The organism is Pseudoalteromonas sp. Isolate6 (assembly GCF_022398435.1).
Lineage (GTDB): Bacteria > Pseudomonadota > Gammaproteobacteria > Enterobacterales > Alteromonadaceae > Pseudoalteromonas > Pseudoalteromonas galatheae.
On the sequence record NZ_JAKEVK010000035.1, the window covers coordinates 14,504 to 33,561 of the forward strand.

The following is a 19,058-nucleotide window of genomic DNA, read 5'->3' on the forward strand; positions in this document are numbered from 1 at the left end:
GTTATTAGTTGAGCTTAGTTGTATGGGGATAAATTACGTTAAAAATTTAGCAAGTTCAGAAAGTCTAACTTATCTAGCGCGCTTATGTCCGAACTCTTGCTTTCGTAATTTTGTAGTAAGTTATGGAGCTCCCCTTTTTCAAACCACACGCCACCACAGCACCCGCACTCACTAAAACTGGCTTCAAAGAGCGTATAGCCTTCAAGTGTATGACCATCATCAGGGCATAATTGTAAAACGTCGCGCTCAACCAACGACCGCTTTGCAATAAAATCGGTATAACTAAAGTGATAAGTATGTTTAATGGAATCAATAAATTTGCGCGGCAGCCAAATGGCACCGCATGACTGACATTGATAACCGCAATGTCCTTCAGCGTCGGCATAAGTAAGTTTTAATGTTTTATCGCAGATGCAGCGCATTCTGTTCTCTAGACCAGCAAACAACTCAAATTAGGTACAGATTAATACAGGAAATAATTGCTGGTCAATAAAACGATGGGATGAACTTGGCTATGCGCTTTGATGTACCCGTTGTGTTAACACCAGCGGCGCTAACCGATCGTTCAGTACTTTTATCGCTTGAAATTGTTCAAGCTCTATTCCCTCATCAAGCATAAATTGCTCGTTCAGGCTTAAGCAAAGACTTGATTGACCATCATGCTCGATAATTAGAAACTCGCCGCGGCTTAACTTGGAATTTAAACACACAACCGCCTCACTCACAGGTTCACCACCAAAATACGGCTTAAAAAACCAGCTTTTTGCTTGCATCGGTTGCAGATGAAACTTTGCCGCAGTGGCATTTAAAGCGATTTGGCAGCATCTGGGCTCGTTCCAAACACCAAAACCGCAAAGGTAGGAAAATACACTCTGATAAAATTCAGCTTCGCTGAGACTAAAATTAGGATTAACGGTCGAGTCTTCAGTAAGGTGGCGCAAACGAAAAGGCGTGCAAAGCTGAAGCTCATCACCCAAATCAATCAACAACCTGTTCCTTTCTGTGCAGCGGATCCATTGCCACTCTTTTGAAGCTTGCAAAACTCCTCTCCCACCAACCAATTAGCTCAACTAGTAAGTGGGAGTATAACGCGAAAAACGCAATGATGAAATTTTTTATAATAACGTTTTGTTTTGGATCATTTGGTTATATGACCGATCCTTATAAGGACGAAACGATCTTTTTAACAAGCGCAGGCCCTTCGTAAATAAAGCCTGTGTAGACTTGTACTAAATCAGCACCAGCTGAAAATTTCTCTTTTGCAGATTCCGCACTGTCAATGCCACCTACACCTATGATTGGTAGTTTACCGTCAGTAATACGCTTCAATTCGCTGACAACATGCGTCGATTTTTCACGAACAGGTCTACCAGACAAACCACCTGCTTCATTACCGTACTCTAGATTTGCTACCGCATCTCGGGCTAATGTTGTGTTAGTTGCAATAACACCATCGATACGATTATTAACGAGGGACTCAGCAATTTGGGTTAACTGAACACCATCAACATCAGGGGCGATCTTTACCAACATAGGTACTGACTTGTTATGTTTGGCGATCAGATCCATCTGTTCATTTTTCAGGCTTTGTAATAGATCGTCCAGCGCTTCGCCATATTGTAGATCTCTAAGACCTGGTGTATTTGGTGAAGAGATATTCACTGTGATATATGAGGCATGCTCAAATACTTTTCTCATACAGTGGATATAATCATCTTTACCTTGTTCGTTCGGGGTATCTTTATTTTTACCAATGTTGATCCCAAGGATCCCATCGTATTTTGCTGCTTTTACATTGTTGACTAGATAATCGACGCCCTTGTTATTGAATCCCATACGATTAATAATCGCATTTGCTTCAGGTAGACGAAAGATCCGAGGCTTGTCGTTGCCCGCTTGTGGTCTCGGCGTGACAGTTCCAACTTCAATGAAGCCAAAACCCATTTGTGCGAATGCTTCAATACACTCAGCATTTTTATCAAGGCCTGCTGCCAGCCCAACCGGGTTTTTAAATTCTAACCCCAAAAAGTTAACTGGTTTGTCTTGAACTGATTGAGACCATGCAAGGCTCATTGGCGTATTTGCAAAGCGACGAAGATTGCCTAGGGCAAAATCGTGTGCCCACTCCGCATCTTTGTTAAACATAAAACGACGCGCAAGATCGTAAAACATGGTAGCTCCTCAGTATTGGTAACGTAATCGACTTAGCTAAAATCACCCTTTTGTGACTTTAGCTAAATGGATTATGCCAATGGCATTAGACAAAAAAATACCCCAGTCAAAGCTGGGGTATTGTAGCGATTTCTGGATTATTTGGAAGTATCGCAGTTGTGGCTTAGTAACATTAGCTCACGAAGTGCAACTGAGAACTTAGCAAAGTCATGACTTTGCGACGTCTTAAACTCAGTTAACATTTGCTGCCAACGGTGTAGTAAGCCTGCTTGCTTATCCATCCACTGCTCAATCTGTTCATTGATATCACTGTCATCACCAGCAAAGCTGTTTAATACAACCTCTGACAATGAACGCTGTTGCCAATCAAGCTCCTCACGATATGAAGCACGAGCAAGCGCCTGCCAATGGTTTGCAACAGGTTGAGCCGTGATTTGGTCAAGGAACCAATGTAGACCCATGTTTGCACCGAGCGTGAAGTAGGTATTAGACACAACACCGATCTTACGACCTGAGTTATGCGCCACTTCCGCTAGGTCCATGACCGAGAACAAGCTTGAAAGTGACACAATACGCAGTGCAATCTCAGCTGGTACACCTTGAGATTCAAGGTCGCGCGCTTTATCAACGATCTGCTCGCTTTCATTTGCAACCATGTAGTTGTGTAGATTTGTACTTAAATCTTTAAATGTTGGTGCAAAGAACGCGATGGTTTGCTCGATGGTTTGAGACTTATCACGGTGGCGCAAGAACCAGCGCGTTGAACGGCGAACCGTACGACGTAATTGATATAGCATTTCCGTTTGAACTGCTGCTGGGATCTTATTATCAAGCGCAGAAATCGCTGACCACGTTTCCTTCATTTCAAAGATTGCACTTGCAATTGAGTAGCAAACCGCAATTTCTGCATCCGTTGCACCTGTCTCTTCGTGCATACGAACCATGAAGTTTAGACCCATATCGTTCACGATATTGTTTGCAAGTTTCGTTGCAATGATCTCTTTACGTAGCGGGTGATTATCCATCGCAGCATTGAAGCGCTCACGCAGCGGTGCTGGGAACGAGTTCACTAGCAACTGACGGTAGTATGGATTTTCTGAGATCTCATCAACAACTAATGTCTCTTTTAATACCATCTTAGAGTAAGAAACTAATACAGATAGCTCAGGACGTGTTAGGTCTTTACCTGCCGCCGCGCGCTCTGCTAGCTCTTCATCAGTTGGTAAGAATTCGATTGCACGATTTAACTTGCCTTCTTTTTCAAGTGCATGAATAAAGCGTACTTTTTCTTTCAGAGTTGCAGGACCTTTAGACTTAGTAATCGAAAGCGTGTGCGTTTGGCGGTAACAATCTTTCAGTACCAATTCTGATACTTCATCAGTCATTGAATACAGTAATTCGTTACGCTGCTTATTCGTCAATTCACCTTCAGCAACTAGGCCGTTAAGTAGGATCTTGATATTAACTTCATTATCCGAACAGGCAACACCACCTACGTTGTCAATAAAGTCGGTGTTAATACGACCGCCGTTTGAAGCAAACTCGATACGACCTAGCTGAGTAGCACCTAAGTTACCACCTTCACCAAAGATCTTCGCTCCAAGCTCACCACCGTTGATGCGTAGCGCGTCATTTGCACGGTCGCCTACTTCAGCATCAGTTTCAGATTTAGACTTAATGTAAGTACCGATACCACCGTTCCAAAGTAAATCAACTGGCATCTTCAACAATGCTTTGATCAACTCGTTTGGTGTCATGCTCGACTTCTTAGTGCCTATCATCTTCTTCATTTCAGCGCTTAGCGTAATTGCTTTCGCTGCACGAGAGAAAATACCACCGCCCTCGGAGATAAGATCCTTATTATAATCTTCCCAACTTGAACGTGGCAGATTAAATAGACGCTCACGCTCTACATACGAGCTTGCTGCATCTGGGTTTGGATCGATAAAGATGTGCATGTGGTTAAATGCCGCTTGTAAACGAATGTGCTTAGATAGCAGCATACCGTTACCGAATACGTCACCACCCATGTCACCAATACCAACTGCTGTAAAATCAGTTGTTTGACAATCAATGTCCATTTCACGGAAATGACGCTTAACCGATTCCCAACCGCCTTTAGCAGTAATACCCATCTTCTTATGGTCATAACCGATTGAACCACCAGAAGCGAACGCATCTCCCAACCAGAAGTTGTAAGACTCAGCGATGCCGTTTGCAATATCAGAGAAGGTAGCTGTCCCCTTATCTGCTGCAACAACTAGGTATGGGTCATCTTCGTCGTGACGTACAACATCCACTGGCGGCACAATGTCACCATGTACGATGTTATCTGTGATGTCTAGTAGACCACGGATGAAGATCTTGTAACACTCTTGGCCTTCTTTGAAGAACGCTTCACGTTCAGTTGGAAGTTGTTTACAAACAAAACCACCTTTAGAGCCCACAGGTACGATAACCGTATTCTTAACCTGCTGTGCTTTAACTAAGCCAAGTACTTCTGTGCGGAAATCTTCACGACGGTCTGACCAACGTAGGCCACCACGAGCCACTTTACCGCCACGTAAGTGAACACCTTCTACGCGTGGAGAGTATACGAAGATTTCAAACGCTGGTAATGGCAATGGCATATCTGGCACTGCACTTGGCTGGATCTTGAATGACGTGTACGACTTGTTCGTGCCGTCTGCTTCTTTTTGATAGAAGTTAGTACGCAGCGTTGCATTGATCATATCAACGTACAAACGAATGATACGGTCATCATCTAAGTTTGCTACGTTTTCAAGCTCAAGGTAGATTGCATCAATAACCTTCTGAAGTGCCTTTTCAGTGGCAACTTTCTTCGGTGCAAACTTCTTCACGAAGAGATCAACGATCATCGCTGCAATGTGCGGGTAGCGGTCAAATGTATTTTCGATGTAAGACTGCGAGAACGTCACACCAATTTGGCGCATGTATTTAGCATATGCACGTAAGATAGATGCTTCACGACCAGTTAGACCACCTAATAACACTAAACGGTTGAAACCGTCATTTTCTAGGCGGTTATTCCACACATTAGTCAATGCTGCGCGGAAACGTGCTGATACTTTATCAAAATCAGTGATCCCTTTACTGTCAATAAGCATAGAGAAATCCATGATCCAGTTTACTTGACCATCAGTCGTCTTCACGGCGTACGGAGTTTCACCAATAACACGTAGGCCAAAGTTTTCAAGCATTGGCATCACGTCTGATAGATGAATAGGCTCTGCCTTGTGGAACAGACTCAAACGAACAAGCTGCGACGTAGCTTCTTCTTGAGGTCTGTAGAACAGCATCTCAAGTTTGTTGTCGTCATTTAGTTGCTCTAGCTTTTCGATGTCTACGACTGCTGCGCTTGGCAACACTTGATCTTTATATGCAGACTGGAACGCATTCGTGTATTTACGGTTTAACTCGTTACCACGAGACTCGCCTGTTCTTTCAAGAAGTGCGGATTGTAGCTTGTCTTCCCAAGTACGAGCGGCTTCTACCAAGTTATTTTCGATTTCTTTCACGTTGTAATCTATGTTGTTGTCATCAACACGCACGATGTAATGCGTACGCGCTAGTGTTGATTCAGAGAAAAAGGTGGTGAACTCTACTTTGTCGCTAGACTTAAATGCACGGCCTAGCAGTTGTTGAGTTTCACGGCGTAACGCTGTGTTGTATCGCTCTCTTGGCACATAAACCATACAAGAGAAGAAACGACCATACACATCCTTACGCACAAATAGGCGACACATGTCACGCTCTTGAGTTTGCAAAACGCCCATTGCCACTTCAAGTAGTTCGCTTTCACGCGCCTGTACTAGCTCATCACGAGGATAGGTTTCAAGAATATTGAGTACCGCTTTGTATGCATGTGTGCCTTTTGCAAAGTCACATTGCTCCATGATACGGTTAATCTTACTCTTAAGTACCGGAACATCTACTGCACTGTTGTTGTAGAAACTAGATGAGAACAAGCCGATGAAACGGTCTTCGCCAATCACGTTACCTTCATCATCAAAACGCTTGATACCAACATAGTCGATATACGCTGGTCTATGAACGCGTGAAAGTGAGTTCGTCTTGGTTAAGATCAGCAAGTTGTTACTACGTGCTTCTTTGCGCGCAACTTCAGGCAATTCAGACAATAAACGACTGTGGTCATCACCTGAGTTTTTCATCAGTCCGAGACTTGTGCCTTCAACTGGCTTCAGCTCATAGTCACCTTGAACTGGAGTCAAATCATATTGGCGGTAGCCCATAAAGGTAAAGTTGTCGCTAACCAGCCAGTCTAAAAACTCGACGGCTTCAGCAACTTCTTCTTTTGAACAACTATAATGACGAGTCGGCAGCTCTTTACTTACGCTCACCAATTTATCGCGAATTGGTAGCCAATCAGCAACCGCAACAGAAACATCATTTAAGACAGATTCAAGCTCAGCTGTAAAATCAGCGATCACCGAATCATCTGTTTGCCTGTCGATTTCGATAAAGAATACGGTCTTAGTAGACGTAGATTCTTGTTCTGCTTTTAAGTTAGAAACTGCGGTGATTGCACCAGCGTCATTTCTTTGTAACTTAAGTGGAGAATGAAGTAATAGGTGAGAGACTATGTTTTTGCGATTCATCGCCATGCGTACTGAATCAACCAAAAACGGCATATCTTTAGCGATTATCTCGACAATCGTATGCGATGATTGCCATCCATCCTTTGCAACCTCAGGATTAAAAACGCGAATGACGGCATCGTCAGACTTGTTTTTATCAAGGGCATTCCAAAGGCTCAATGCTGCGCCGTATAAGTCACTGTCGTTACGATGTGCCAAATCCTCTTTAGACATATTGCTGTACAAGGTTTTGGCAAACGTTTCGACAAGTGACACTTTGTCAGCATGGACTTTCTTATGGATAAGCTTGCAGACGTTATCTAGGATAACAGAAGCTGTGCCTTCATTTTGTGTCATTATGTGTTCCTTAATCTATACCACCTTTGAACGGTAGATTATTTGTACAGCCATTTATTAGCGTGGAGTCAGGTAAATTCTAACCTTTCTGACGCTAATAAACAGCCTTTTTGACGAAAACATTTCAAGCTTTTCAGCTGTTTGCTCATCTATTCACAAAAAATAGATATAAATCGCCAATACCAAATAAAAAGGAGCACAATTATTCACATTATTTTTTCTGGTCAGACCAGATGAGCGTTCCAATTGCCGGTAAAAGCAGCACAGCACCCAGCATATTTACCAAGAACATGAAGGTTAAAAGGATACCCATATCAACCTGGAACTTAAGCGCAGAGAAAATCCATGTGCTTACTCCAATAGCCAGCGTGATACCAGTAAACAGTACCGCACTGCCTCGTTCAGCAAGCGCATTTCTATAGGCCGCAGACAACGGCATACCTTGCTTAAGCTGTCCCATCATTGAGGATAGAATATAAATGCCATAATCGACACCTATTCCCACACCCAAAGCAATTACCGGTAACGTCGATACCGTTAAACCGATTTCAAGCTGCACCATAAGCGCTTGAGCCAGCGTTGATACCACATACAGAGGTAGTACCACTGCGATAGTCGCTCGAACGCTCCTAAAGCTCGCTAAGCATAACAGGATCACGGCACCGTACACGTATATCATCATAGGGACCTGTGCCTCAGAAACAGATTCATTTGTCGCCGCCATTACACCGATTGGACCAGACGCCAACTTAAAGGCAACGTCATCAGTTCCCTCTTCTTCTGAGAACGCTTTGATCTTTGCAATCACATGGTCGATAGATTCCGCCTTATGATCTTCCATAAAGATGATAATAGGCATCACCGAACAATCACCGTTAAGCAGTCCTGAGCTTGTCTCTACTCGAGAGGTAGCTTGAACTAGAGAAGCAGTATTTCTTGGTAACGTCTGCCATTTTAAGTTACCTTCGTTGTACCCAGCATTAACCGCTTGTGCAACAGAGCTCAAAGAAACTGCCGATTGTACACTGGCCAAATTTTCTACGCGCCATTGGAAACGACTAATACGCTCCATTGTATCGTGCTCAGTACAAGCCGCAGGTGTCGCTTCGACAATGACCTTTAAGATGTCAGAAGAAATGGCATAACGGTCTGAGATAAGAAAAGTGTCTTGGTTGTATCTGGCATCTTCATGTAGCGCCGGTGCACCAGCATGTAAATCACCAATACGCATCTTTTCAGATTGCCAATAGCCAAATGCGAACAGTACTGCACTGATAAGTAAGATAATTCTGGCTACTTTTTTGTCTGTGGTTTTCACCAAGCACTCTCGCATTGCCTCAAACATACCATGGCTGGCGTTTTTACCATCACCAAGTCGTTTGATATTTGCGGACTCAAAGAACGACGCCATCACTGGAAGCAGTATCAAGTTGGTAAAGATGATAACCGCAACCCCTAAACTGGCAGTAATAGCAAGTTCACGAATAATGCCGATGTCGATTGCCAGTAAGGTTAAGAAGCCAACGGTGTCCGACAGTAGAGCAATACCACCAGGGATAAGTAATGCTTTAAAACTCGCTTCAGCAGCCACTTTACAGCTTACCCCTTCCGCTACTTTTTTACCTATCGCGTTGATCATTTGCACACCGTGACTCACGCCAATGGCGAACACTAAGAAAGGCACCAAAATAGACATGGGATCAACACCAAAACCCAAAGTACTGAGTAAACCCATCTGCCAAATCACAGCAATAAAAGAACAGGCGATAGGTAATAAGGTTAGCTTAAAGCTCTTACAAAACATCCAAACCATAATAAAGGTAAAAGCAATCGCTAATGCAAAGAAGAGCACTACGCCTTTCGCGCCATCAGCAATGTCACCAGCCATCTTTGCAAAGCCAATGATATGGATACTCACCTTATCAGTGCTAAGTGGCGCTCTGACCTCAGATTCTAGTTTTTGCGCAAAAGCTAAGGTATCAAGTTTCTCTTGAGTTTGCGGGTCGGTTTCCATTAACTGTGCGGTTACCATGGCACATGAATAGTCGCTTGCAACCATACGACCCACAACTTTTGCTTTTTCAATGTTCTGCTTTACAACCGCTAGGCCTTGTTCGGTGGGTTGGAAATTAGCAGGAATAATAGGCCCACCAGCAAAGCCGTCTTCCACAACTTCAACAAATCTTGCACTAGGAGCAAAGATTGAGTTTACCAATGGGCGATTAACGCCCGGAATAAAATAAAGCTGATCATGCACCGCTTTTAGCTGAGTGAAAAATGGCTCATTAAAGATGTCACCATCTTTATCACAAACAGAAATAAGAATACTATTTGCACCACCAAACTGTTTTTCGTGCTTCAGGTACACCTTCATGTATTCATGATTTAGTGGAATATTTTTGTTAAATGAGGCATCGAGCTGAATTTGTGTGGCTTTGAAGCCCAAAAATACCGTCGTCAGTACGAAAAAAGACACGACGCTAATACGATGCCTAAAGATGGCGTATACCAATTGATTTAAAAACGCTTGCATTAGTTGTTCACCTCTACCTCAGCAATCCCCTGCTCCGTCGCTAGAATTAGCTGATTCTTTTTAACCACACCTGCTAAAATAGAGTGGCCATTTTTTAGTTGTTTTGAGGTTAGCTTACCTGCTTTCAACGTGAATATTACGCCGCTGTTAGCAAACATATAGGTCACATTATCTTTGTGGGCAATGCTATTTATTGTCGCTGTTTTTTGAGTATCGAGCTGTACTATTTGCTGTACATTGCCAATAAATGCGTTGCCTCTAAGGCCCGCAACAATAAGTTGGTTGTCAGAGGTTTGATCAACAGCGAAAAATGATCCGCGATAAAAAGACTCAAATTTTTGCCATGTCTTTCCCAAGTCATCACTTTGTGCCACAAGTCCCATTTCACCGGCAAGGTACATCATGCCTTCGGCGATTAACAGACGATTAAAATGGGGAAGAATAAACGCCGTTTCTTGTTCGTATGCCGCGGGGTCTTGCTCTTTTAAATCGGCTAAATAGTCGACATCGTCGGGGTGAACAAATTCACTGATAAAACGTTTTGTCCAGGATTCACCACCGTCCGTGGTTTCAAAAAACATTCCATAAGCGCCCACAGCAAAGCCGTGTTGCTGGTCAATAAACTCAATATCAAGACAAGGCTTTTCCAATGTTGGTAGATATTGTTTTAGCGCCCATGTTTTACCACCGTCTGTGGTTTTGATTATGCTGGCGTCGTGGCCACACGCCCAACCAATATCTTTGCCTTTGAATGTCACAGAGGTCAACAGTGATTGAATTGGCACCTCTGCCTGCGTCCAGTTTTGCCCTTCTTGTTTAATAATTATTGTGCCGTGTTTACCTACCGCAATTAACGCATCACCGTTATCTGTAATATCTGTGAAAAGCGTTTGCTCTGGGTGAGCGACCATCAGGGCTGATTTTGCTGAAATCTGATCGCTACTTTCGGCTACTGCTACATGCGCCATAGTTAAAATCGAGGCTGCTACTAACTTCTTCATCATGAGAAAACACTCGAGTTGTGAGAGGAAAGGAGGAAGAAGGCTGAAGCGAGGTTGCTTCAGCCTGATAATATTTGATTAACGGCGACCCTCACGGCGCAGCGCACCCTGAGTAAACTCGTTATCGTTGAAAGACTGACTGAAGTCGTACATGTCTTCTTCGTTATCTAACCCAATCGCAAGGTAGCGACGAGAGTTTAGATCATGATAGACATCCAACGTACTCCAATGTGTCGGCACTTCGTAGTAATTAAGACCATGTGCCATCGCGACGCGATACATCTGATCACGGTTATCATAGATATCCGTTACGTGGATTTGCCAGCTATCTTCATCAATATAGAACACACGCTTTTTATAAATATGGCGAGTGCCTTCTTTCAGGTTAGCTTCGACTACCCATACACGGTGTTTTTCATAACGTACGTGTTCAGGGTTGATGTGGCCAGCCATCAAGATATCATCATACTTCAACTTGTCACTATGTAACTTATAGCTGTTGTAAGGGATATACATCTCTTTTTTACCAACTAGTTTCCAGTCGTAGCGGTTTGGAGAGCCGTTAAACATGTCAAAGTCATCTGTTGTACGTAAGCTATCTGACGCAGTTCCTGGTGCATCATATGCAACGTTTGGCGCACGTCTTACACGACGCTGACCTGCGTTATAGGTCCAAGCCTGGCGAGGTGTCAGAATTTGGTCCATGGTTTCATGTACAAGCAGTGCCGTACCAGCAAGACGTGCAGGCTCTGTCACTTGCTGCTTAAACTTAAACAGGATATTTGACTCTTGTAATGCTTCAGGCGTTGCGTCTGTTGCAGAGTACTTAACCAATAACTGCTCATCGAAACCAATAATGTTATAAGCACCTGACTCCGTCGGCATCGCTTGGCCACCGAAACGTGCAATCGACAAGCCACGGAAACGCAATAGGTGGTTCCAGATAGCTTCTAATCCATCTTTTGGCACCGGAAACGGAATACCGATAGCAGTATTTTTAATGCCGTTACCACCTTCGATAAGCTCTGCTGTAGATGCATATTTCTTCGTTGCATCGTACACAAACTGTGGATAAGAAGCGCTGCGTCTAGTTGGGTAAATGTTCATTTTGAACGTTTCTGGATACGTTTCAAATAGTGCAATTTGACCTGGGCTTAGCAGTGACTTGTATTTATCTAAATTTGATTTATCAATTGTGAACAATACTTTGTCATCAGCAAATGGATCTGGATGGTGCATGCCCACTTCATAACCAGCTGGCGGCGCTGTGATCCCACCATTCCAAGCCGGAATGCTGCCATCAGCATTACCCGCTTTCTCTGCACCGATAGGCGTCAAGTCTTTACCTAAACGTGCAACTTCGTCAGCGCTCATTTTAGCCATAGCGCTGCTGGCAGACAGCATTGTAATTATTGTTGCTGCGATAAACGTAGGTTTTCTAAACATATCGAAAGCCCTTAAATTGAATACTTAATGTTGAATGAGATGAAATCACGGTCCGCAAAGGTATTCGTCTTACCACCACCCCAAAACGTGTTATAGCCAAAATCAAATGACCACGAATTTAGGTAGTTAAAGTTAAGATTAATGCCTAGCGATTTACGATCCTCAATGAATAAGAACATAGGATCTGGGGTGATACCGTTAACATCATGTGAGAACACTACGCGTGGAGAAAAATTCACACCACTGAATAGGTTGTTATACTCACCCTTAGCAATAAGGCGATAGCCCCATGCAGAAGCCGACGGGAATGGGTTGGTTTCTGGACCATTTGAAACCGCTTGGTGGATAAGATTGTAATCTCGGCCTGAAAGCCCCTCAATCGTGCCACTTCGGCCAGTACCTGAAACATTCAAACGAAGTTCATCGTACTCTGGCATGTCTTTGATGGTAACAGCACCTACTTCACCAACCACTGCCCAGCTATCTGCACCTAGCGATGGTCCGAACAAATGTGTTGCAGTAAACTGTGCTTGAATAGTGTCTCGCAAAATATAACCTTGTGCGACTTCACCAGGACCCACATAAGCGATATCGTCCCCTTGACTAAGCTGAGATAAACCAGCCAAATCATCACGCAGACCCGCAGCGGCTAACTGCTCAACCATACCTGCGTAAAGTAGTTCAACGTCATCTATCTGCAGTGGTTCATCTTGTCTATATGCCACTTCACCAGCAAATGCGGTTTCACCAATCGCAGTATTAAAACTTAAACCATACAGCTTGATGTCTTCAGGGTAGGTAATTTGCGCTTGAGTAAAGGCGTTTAGGTTAGTGATATTATCTGCCGTAATTTGGTTCTGTGCGATATAAGCTAAGTCAGCCATAATCGCTTGACCTGTAAAGTTAGAAGCTTTACCAGAAATCAAAGGTCTGCGGCTATGGTAATTAATGTAATACAAACCAAATTCAGTGTCGTTTAGCTCTGGAGAGAAAATACCTAAGCGTAAACCGTACTGACCACCATCATCAGGTTCGCTCTTACCGTTATTCCCTTTTCCTTTAAGTGCCACTCTTGTCGGATAAGCCATATACATGGAAGCTGCGGCACTACCCACAGCCTCAGCTGTTGGTACTACGCCTTGCGCAACCAACGCGGCCGTCGCATCAGCATATAAGCTGTTTAACGCATCCGTTAAGTGATATAAATCGATATCAGGATTTGAGGTAAAACCAAGCTGAACATTTTGCATATAACCATTTTCAGATGCAAAATCATTGGTTGAGAAGTAACTACCTGTTGCCGGCAATCTGGTTTCATGCCATTGATACTGATAAAAACCTTCAAGGTTGACGTTTTCAGACAAACCAATCGACGCCCAAAGCATACCTACAGGGATAAAGGCTTCTTTTACTTCAGAGCCAGGAGCTTTCAAACGGTCAATATCCACTGGGTTGACGTTAATGCCATGGGAAATAAGCGTACTTTCACCCCAGTTAACTACTTGCTGACCTAAACGCACTGAGAGCGGGTTTTTGCCATCATTGAGGTCAAAATCTGCCCAAACAAATGCATCTAGCAAGCGTAAATCAGAACAGACTTGTTTTCTGGTATCGTCGTCTTCACACGGGTCAACTTTTTTGCCTGAAACAGGGTTGCTATACGCAAAATCCCCATCTTCCATTGCAAAGTCGTAGAAATACATGAAACGAGTGAACAAACCATAGTTATCTTTGGTAATTGCTAAATCATGGGTACCTTTTATCAACTGAGAGAAAGTATCTCCAGAGTCAAAATTTAGGTTACCAGCATCACCATTATTTGAATAGGCCCCCTGTTGTGACCAGATTTGTGACGAAGAATAGATGGTGTTGCCAGTGGTTGCTTTATAACCATCCCAGTTAAACTGTGGATGATTACTTTTACCGATGAAATCAAAGTTACGATCTTCAACGCGAATGCTTTGACCATAAGAAAAAGTCGAATCGAAGGTAATTTCGAAATCACCAACCTCAAAACTGGCCGCGTGTACTGACGTGGCGGCAGCTCCCATTACTGCCGCGCTAAGACCGAGCATGATTTTGTTTTTCACAAAGAGCGATCTTTTTATCATTATTTCTCCCCCTTTTGGCGGGTCATGTCTAGAGCTTAAGCTCTTAGAGTTATTGTTTTTTGTTGTCTAAACGATAGAAGCGAAACCGCGAAAATACAAATACTGCTCCACTAAATCAACGCTTTTTCGCCTCTAGGGGCGTATTTTACTCTTGGTAAGACGTCCTACCAGATAATTTATAACACGTATTTCAAGCTTATAACAAACTCATTTAACAAAAATAAAATATGTTTTGCAGTTCTACTTCGATTAAGTGACTTTTTCTAACGATAGAAACTTATTGCTATCATCCAAGATGAGACGGAATCTGCCCCTGATCCCAATTGATGAAATAAAGGGGCGAATACGCTCTGCGGGGAAGCGAATACTCTTCCCCCCATCTTCAATCACTTGCACTGAAGTATAGTGCCCGTAGTAGTAACCGAGGCACTTGTCGTAGCTCAGATCCATGTAAAAGAAGTACTCTTTCATCTACTGCGCCAGCGCCTTCTCTACCTTTTCATATAAGTCGTCGCTCAAGCCTTCTAAGTTAGCCAAACGGCTCAACTGCGCGCGCATCAGCTGTTGGCGTGTTTCATCATAACGCTTCCATGACATGAACGGCGTAATCATACGAGACGCATTTTGTGGATTGATACTGTTTAGCTCCACTAGTAGGTCTCCCAATAACGCATAGCCCTTACCATCTGTACGATGGAATTGCGCAGGATTAGTTCTTGCGAAGCTTCCTATCAATGCGCGAACACGGTTAGGATTGCCTTTGTCAAAACAAGGATGCGCATAAAGCGTATTTATATTCGATATCACCTCATCATTAGGTAAGCTTGCACTTAATGCAAACCATTTGTCCATGACTAGACTATCGTGACGCCATTGACTATCAAACTGACTGAACAAACTTTCCATCTTTGTGTGCTGGGCGGCGACAGCCGCTTTTAATGAGCCCAGCTTAGTGGTCATATTGTTTGATGAAAATTGACTATCGAGGGCGCTGTCAACACTATCAGAGTCTGTTTTCGCTAAGTAATAAAGCGCTTTATTTTTGAAGGCTCTGATCGCAACATCCTTTGCTTCTAGTGAGCCTGAGTCTTGTAAAGACAAATAAGCGAGTTCAAACACCGATTGGAGTGATTGTGCAATTTGCATTTCAAATGCATCGGAAATTGAAACGAGCTTATCTACTGGGATAATTTCAAATTGACCGGCTAGCGTGTCGAATGTAGGTAAGGTCAAAAGCTCAGCCAGTAGTGCAAGATCTCCTTCTAACGTTTCCACTAATGAGGACAACGCGCCGAGGACTTTTGAATCCAGTTCGTTATCACCTGACGTAACCGCTCGCTTAACTTCAATCATAAAGATTTGCTGTATTGCTTCCCAACGAGCGTAATCACTCCGCGCAAAACGCAATATGTGTAACAACTCATCAATGCTGTAGCGGTATTCCATAATCACTGGTGCTGAGAAATCTTCAAGCAATACAGGAACCGGCTTGCTTGTAACTCCCCCAAACTCAAACCGCTGTTCAAATTCAGTAATATCTAACGCTCGTTGTATGTCTCCGTGCTTCGTTACCAAGGGGATGCTTTCACCTTGCTCATCCAAAAGCTCTAGCTTAAATGGAATATGCAGTGGCGCGCTCACAGGGTCGCAATCAGCATGGCGTTGGCTCACCGTAATTGCATATGTTTGAGTCTGTTTGTCATACTCGGTTGCCACTTTTACTCTTGGCGTACCAAATTGCTCGTACCATAGTTTAAATTGCGTTAAATCGACACCAGAGGCGTCCATCATTGCATTAACGAAATCATCACACGTCACTGCTTGTCCATCATGACGTTCAAAGTAGAGCTTCATCCCTTTTTGGAAGTTTTCTTCCCCCAGCAAGGTATGCATCATGCGGATGACTTCAGCGCCTTTGTTATAAACAGTCACGGTATAGAAGTTATTCATTTCAATAACTTGCTGTGGCCTTATTGGGTGTGCCATTGGTCCCGCATCTTCCGCAAACTGATGCGTACGCATCGCCATTACTGCGTCGATACGGTTTAGGCCTCGAGAACCTAAATCGCAGCTAAACTCCTGATCTCTAAATACAGTTAGGCCTTCTTTTAAACTAAGTTGAAACCAATCTCGGCAAGTAACCCGGTTCCCTGTCCAGTTATGGAAGTATTCATGTCCAACTATCGATTCAATAGTGTGAAAGTCTCGGTCTGTCGCAGTTTCTTGGCTTGCCAACACACAGGCACTGTTAAAAACATTTAGGCCCTTGTTTTCCATTGCCCCCATATTGAAAAAATCAACTGCGACAATCATGTATATATCGAGATCGTATTCCAAATCGAACCTTGTCTCATCCCATTCCATGGCTTTTTTTAGTGACGTCATAGCATGGGGAGCTTTATGTAAATTGCCTTTATCGACAAATAGCGCCAACTTCACTTCTCTACCCGATTTAGTGATGTAGTTGTCTTCTAATACATCAAAATCGCCGGCAACCAAGGCAAACAAGTAGCTTGGTTTTTTATGTGGATCGTGCCATTTTGCAAAATGTCTACCATCACTTAGGCTCCCTTCTTCGACTTTATTACCATTTGAGAGTAAGTAACGATACTTTGATTCACCAATGATAGTCACCGTGTAAGTCGTCAATACATCCGGTCTATCCATGAAGTAGGTGATTTTTCTAAAACCTTCTGCTTCACATTGCGTGCAGTATGCGCCATCAGAGAGGTATAAGCCTTCAAGCGACGTATTCGTTTGCGGTGAAATCTTAGTGACAATTTTGAGCTCAAAAGCCTCTGGCAAGTTAGAAAGGATCAATTCAGAATCGGATTTTTCAAGGCTTTGCCATTCTTTACCATCTATCTGACAAGACACCAATTCTAAGTCGACACCATCCAATATTAATTGTGTCGCATCGCCTACCGCGACAAACTGACTTACTGCAGTCACAATGGTATTTCTTGGGCTTAACTCAAAGGTCAAACAAAGCGCATCAACGGTATGGCTTGGTGCAAGGTAATCTTTAAGAAATTTAGCTTGTGGTTTTTGAGTCATATATAGTCCTTACAAAAACGCCCCAAAAAGGGGCGAGTGATAAAACAAGTTTGATATCGCCAATTCTAAGGATAGGCGTTTTATTTCTATTTGACCTGTTGGAAAAGGCCTGAGCAAGATTGCAAATGCGCTACTTTACGCTCGGCCTACTTTCTCATTTGGTTCTTCCGCGTTTACCGTTGGTGGCGTAATCTTGAGGATCTTGATACCGAGATACGCGTAGATAACAGCCAGCACAGGATTGATCAAGTTAAAGAACGCGTACATGGCATAATCAAACGGATTGATCAGCAGTACACTTTGCATATATGCGCCGCAGGTGTTCCAAGGGATCAGTGGACTGGTGATTGTGCCACCATCTTCCAGCGTACGAGAGAGGTTTACACTCTTCAAACCGCGCTTTTTGTATTCTTCTTTGAACATACGGCCAGGGACAACAATCGCGATGTACTGATCCGCTGCAACTAGATTTGTACCAATACAAGTTGCAATAGTCGAGGCAATCAGTGAACCCGTGCTTTTTGCAATTTTAAGAATGCTACGTACGAAGACATCAAGTAAGCCAGTTTTTTCCATAATGGCACCAAACATCAATGCTGTCATCACCAGCCAAGTTGTCGTTAGCATTGATGACATGCCACCGCCACTTAACAAGTCGTCCATTTTTGCATCGCCTGTTTGCAACGCAAAACCATCAAAGAAAGTCGCCCACACTAATTTCACATAACCTACTAACTCACCTTGGCTAGCGTCAATTTGGCTTGCAATTAGATCACCTTGAAACAGCACTGCCCATATAGCCCCAATCACCGCGCCAATTGAAATCGCCGGAAAAGCGGGCATTTTCTTGATAGCAAGCCCAAGTAGCACCAGCAAAGGAACTAGCATTAATAGATTAATGTTGAAATTAGTTTGCAGTATCGACACTATTTCATCTATTCGCCCCGCTTCGCTTGACACTTCAGCATTAAAGCCCATTACGATAAATATGATGAGTGCAATTACGAAGCTCGGCACAGTAGTCCAAAGCATATGTTGAATATGATCAAACAAATCACTACCCGCGACCGCAGGCGCTAGGTTTGTGGTTTCAGATAGTGGGCTCAACTTATCTCCAAAATAAGCACCTGAAATCACTGCACCCGCAGTAACGACTTGATCTAAGCCAAGCCCCGTCGCCACGCCTAATAGCGCCACACCTATGGTTGCAGCTGTTGTCCACGAGCTGCCTATACTCATCGCCACAATTCCACAAATCAAACAACTCGCAGCATAAAACCAACTTGGATTGATAATTTGCAGACCATAGTAGATCAGCGTAGGAACGGTACCGGACAATAGCCAAGTACCTATTAAAGCACCAACCATCAGTAAAATGATAATAGCGCCAAGAGAGATAGTTATCCCCTTGATCATCGCTTCTTCAAGCGTCTTCCACGTAAAACCATTTTTTAGGCCAACAAGCGCCGCAGTGAATGTTGCAAAAAGCAAGGCTATTTGGTTTGGACCCGATGATGAATTGTCACCATAGAGGTACACCGCAGCACCTAGCAAAGCGACCAACAAAGTGATCGGAATAAGAGCGTCAATAAATGACGGCTGTTTTTGTTGTTTCAAAAGGAATACTCCTACGCACGACGACCCATGCTTATAATTATTTTATTTGCAGTATACCGCTTTGAGCCGTTTTGAGTAGCTAGGTTGCCAGTGGTCGAGCCACGCACCATTCTCAAAAAGCCTCAAAAGAGTATCAGCTTAGAAA

Annotated in this window: 11 protein-coding genes; all 11 read right to left on the reverse strand. The window is 43.4% G+C overall.

Translation table 11 applies throughout. From position 1 onward, the window contains the following. Window positions 1-38: 38 nt before the first annotated feature. On the reverse strand, window positions 39-422 hold the full coding sequence (locus L1D50_RS07475; protein ID WP_239965805.1) for a zf-TFIIB domain-containing protein: 384 nt from the start codon (window positions 420-422) through the stop codon (window positions 39-41). A 90-nt stretch (window positions 423-512) separates the two neighbouring features. After that, on the reverse strand, window positions 513-1,040 hold the full coding sequence (locus tag L1D50_RS07480) for a cell division protein ZapC domain-containing protein (protein ID WP_128728249.1): 528 nt from the start codon (window positions 1,038-1,040) through the stop codon (window positions 513-515). Between the two features lie 121 nt (window positions 1,041-1,161). After that, window positions 1,162-2,172 carry a quinone-dependent dihydroorotate dehydrogenase gene (pyrD, locus tag L1D50_RS07485; RefSeq protein ID WP_128728250.1) on the reverse strand — a complete coding sequence of 337 codons (1,011 nt, stop codon included), beginning with the start codon at window positions 2,170-2,172 and terminating at the stop codon, window positions 1,162-1,164. 137 nt (window positions 2,173-2,309) lie between these two features. Beyond that, window positions 2,310-7,148, reverse strand: a complete 4,839-nt coding sequence (locus L1D50_RS07490) for an NAD-glutamate dehydrogenase (protein WP_138523872.1) — start codon at window positions 7,146-7,148, stop codon at window positions 2,310-2,312. A gap of 211 nt (window positions 7,149-7,359) precedes the next feature. Next, the gene (locus L1D50_RS07495) at window positions 7,360-9,681 is read right to left on the reverse strand and encodes an MMPL family transporter (protein ID WP_138523874.1); all 2,322 of its coding nucleotides are present in this window, start codon (window positions 9,679-9,681) and stop codon (window positions 7,360-7,362) included. Then, window positions 9,681-10,682, reverse strand: a complete 1,002-nt coding sequence (locus tag L1D50_RS07500) for a YCF48-related protein (RefSeq protein ID WP_235956640.1) — start codon at window positions 10,680-10,682, stop codon at window positions 9,681-9,683. Before L1D50_RS07500 ends, L1D50_RS07495 begins: the two co-directional genes overlap by 1 nt. Window positions 10,683-10,760: 78 nt before the next feature. After that, window positions 10,761-12,128, reverse strand: coding sequence for a DUF1329 domain-containing protein (locus L1D50_RS07505; RefSeq protein ID WP_017218691.1), 1,368 nt, complete (start codon window positions 12,126-12,128; stop codon window positions 10,761-10,763). An 11-nt stretch (window positions 12,129-12,139) separates the two neighbouring features. Continuing rightward, a complete protein-coding gene (locus L1D50_RS07510; protein WP_128728253.1) occupies window positions 12,140-14,239 on the reverse strand; it encodes a DUF1302 domain-containing protein in 2,100 nt (699 codons plus the stop codon). A 249-nt stretch (window positions 14,240-14,488) separates the two neighbouring features. Next, window positions 14,489-14,710 carry a DUF2835 domain-containing protein gene (locus L1D50_RS07515; RefSeq protein WP_010604628.1) on the reverse strand — a complete coding sequence of 74 codons (222 nt, stop codon included), beginning with the start codon at window positions 14,708-14,710 and terminating at the stop codon, window positions 14,489-14,491. Next, complete coding sequence (gene pepN, locus L1D50_RS07520; protein WP_239965806.1) at window positions 14,711-17,296, reverse strand: aminopeptidase N; 2,586 nt, start codon at window positions 17,294-17,296, stop codon at window positions 14,711-14,713. It abuts the gene before it with no gap. Window positions 17,297-17,431: 135 nt separating this feature from the next. Next, window positions 17,432-18,913 carry a Na+/H+ antiporter NhaC gene (gene nhaC / locus L1D50_RS07525; RefSeq protein ID WP_239965807.1) on the reverse strand — a complete coding sequence of 494 codons (1,482 nt, stop codon included), beginning with the start codon at window positions 18,911-18,913 and terminating at the stop codon, window positions 17,432-17,434. Between the last annotated feature and the right edge of the window lie 145 nt (window positions 18,914-19,058).

Bases quoted from the DNA above. Each gene is read 5' to 3' on its own strand.
- L1D50_RS07475 (WP_239965805.1), bottom strand. From the start codon at position 422: ATGCGCTGCATCTGCGATAAAACATTAAAACTTACTTATGCCGACGCT.
- pyrD (WP_128728250.1), bottom strand. From the start codon at position 2,172: ATGTTTTACGATCTTGCGCGTCGTTTTATGTTTAACAAAGATGCGGAG.
- L1D50_RS07490 (WP_138523872.1), bottom strand. From the start codon at position 7,148: ATGACACAAAATGAAGGCACAGCTTCTGTTATCCTAGATAACGTCTGC.
- L1D50_RS07495 (WP_138523874.1), bottom strand. From the start codon at position 9,681: ATGCAAGCGTTTTTAAATCAATTGGTATACGCCATCTTTAGGCATCGT.
- L1D50_RS07500 (WP_235956640.1), bottom strand. From the start codon at position 10,682: ATGAAGAAGTTAGTAGCAGCCTCGATTTTAACTATGGCGCATGTAGCA.
- L1D50_RS07505 (WP_017218691.1), bottom strand. From the start codon at position 12,128: ATGTTTAGAAAACCTACGTTTATCGCAGCAACAATAATTACAATGCTG.
- L1D50_RS07510 (WP_128728253.1), bottom strand. From the start codon at position 14,239: ATGATAAAAAGATCGCTCTTTGTGAAAAACAAAATCATGCTCGGTCTT.
- L1D50_RS07515 (WP_010604628.1), bottom strand. From the start codon at position 14,710: ATGAAAGAGTACTTCTTTTACATGGATCTGAGCTACGACAAGTGCCTC.
- pepN (WP_239965806.1), bottom strand. From the start codon at position 17,296: ATGACTCAAAAACCACAAGCTAAATTTCTTAAAGATTACCTTGCACCA.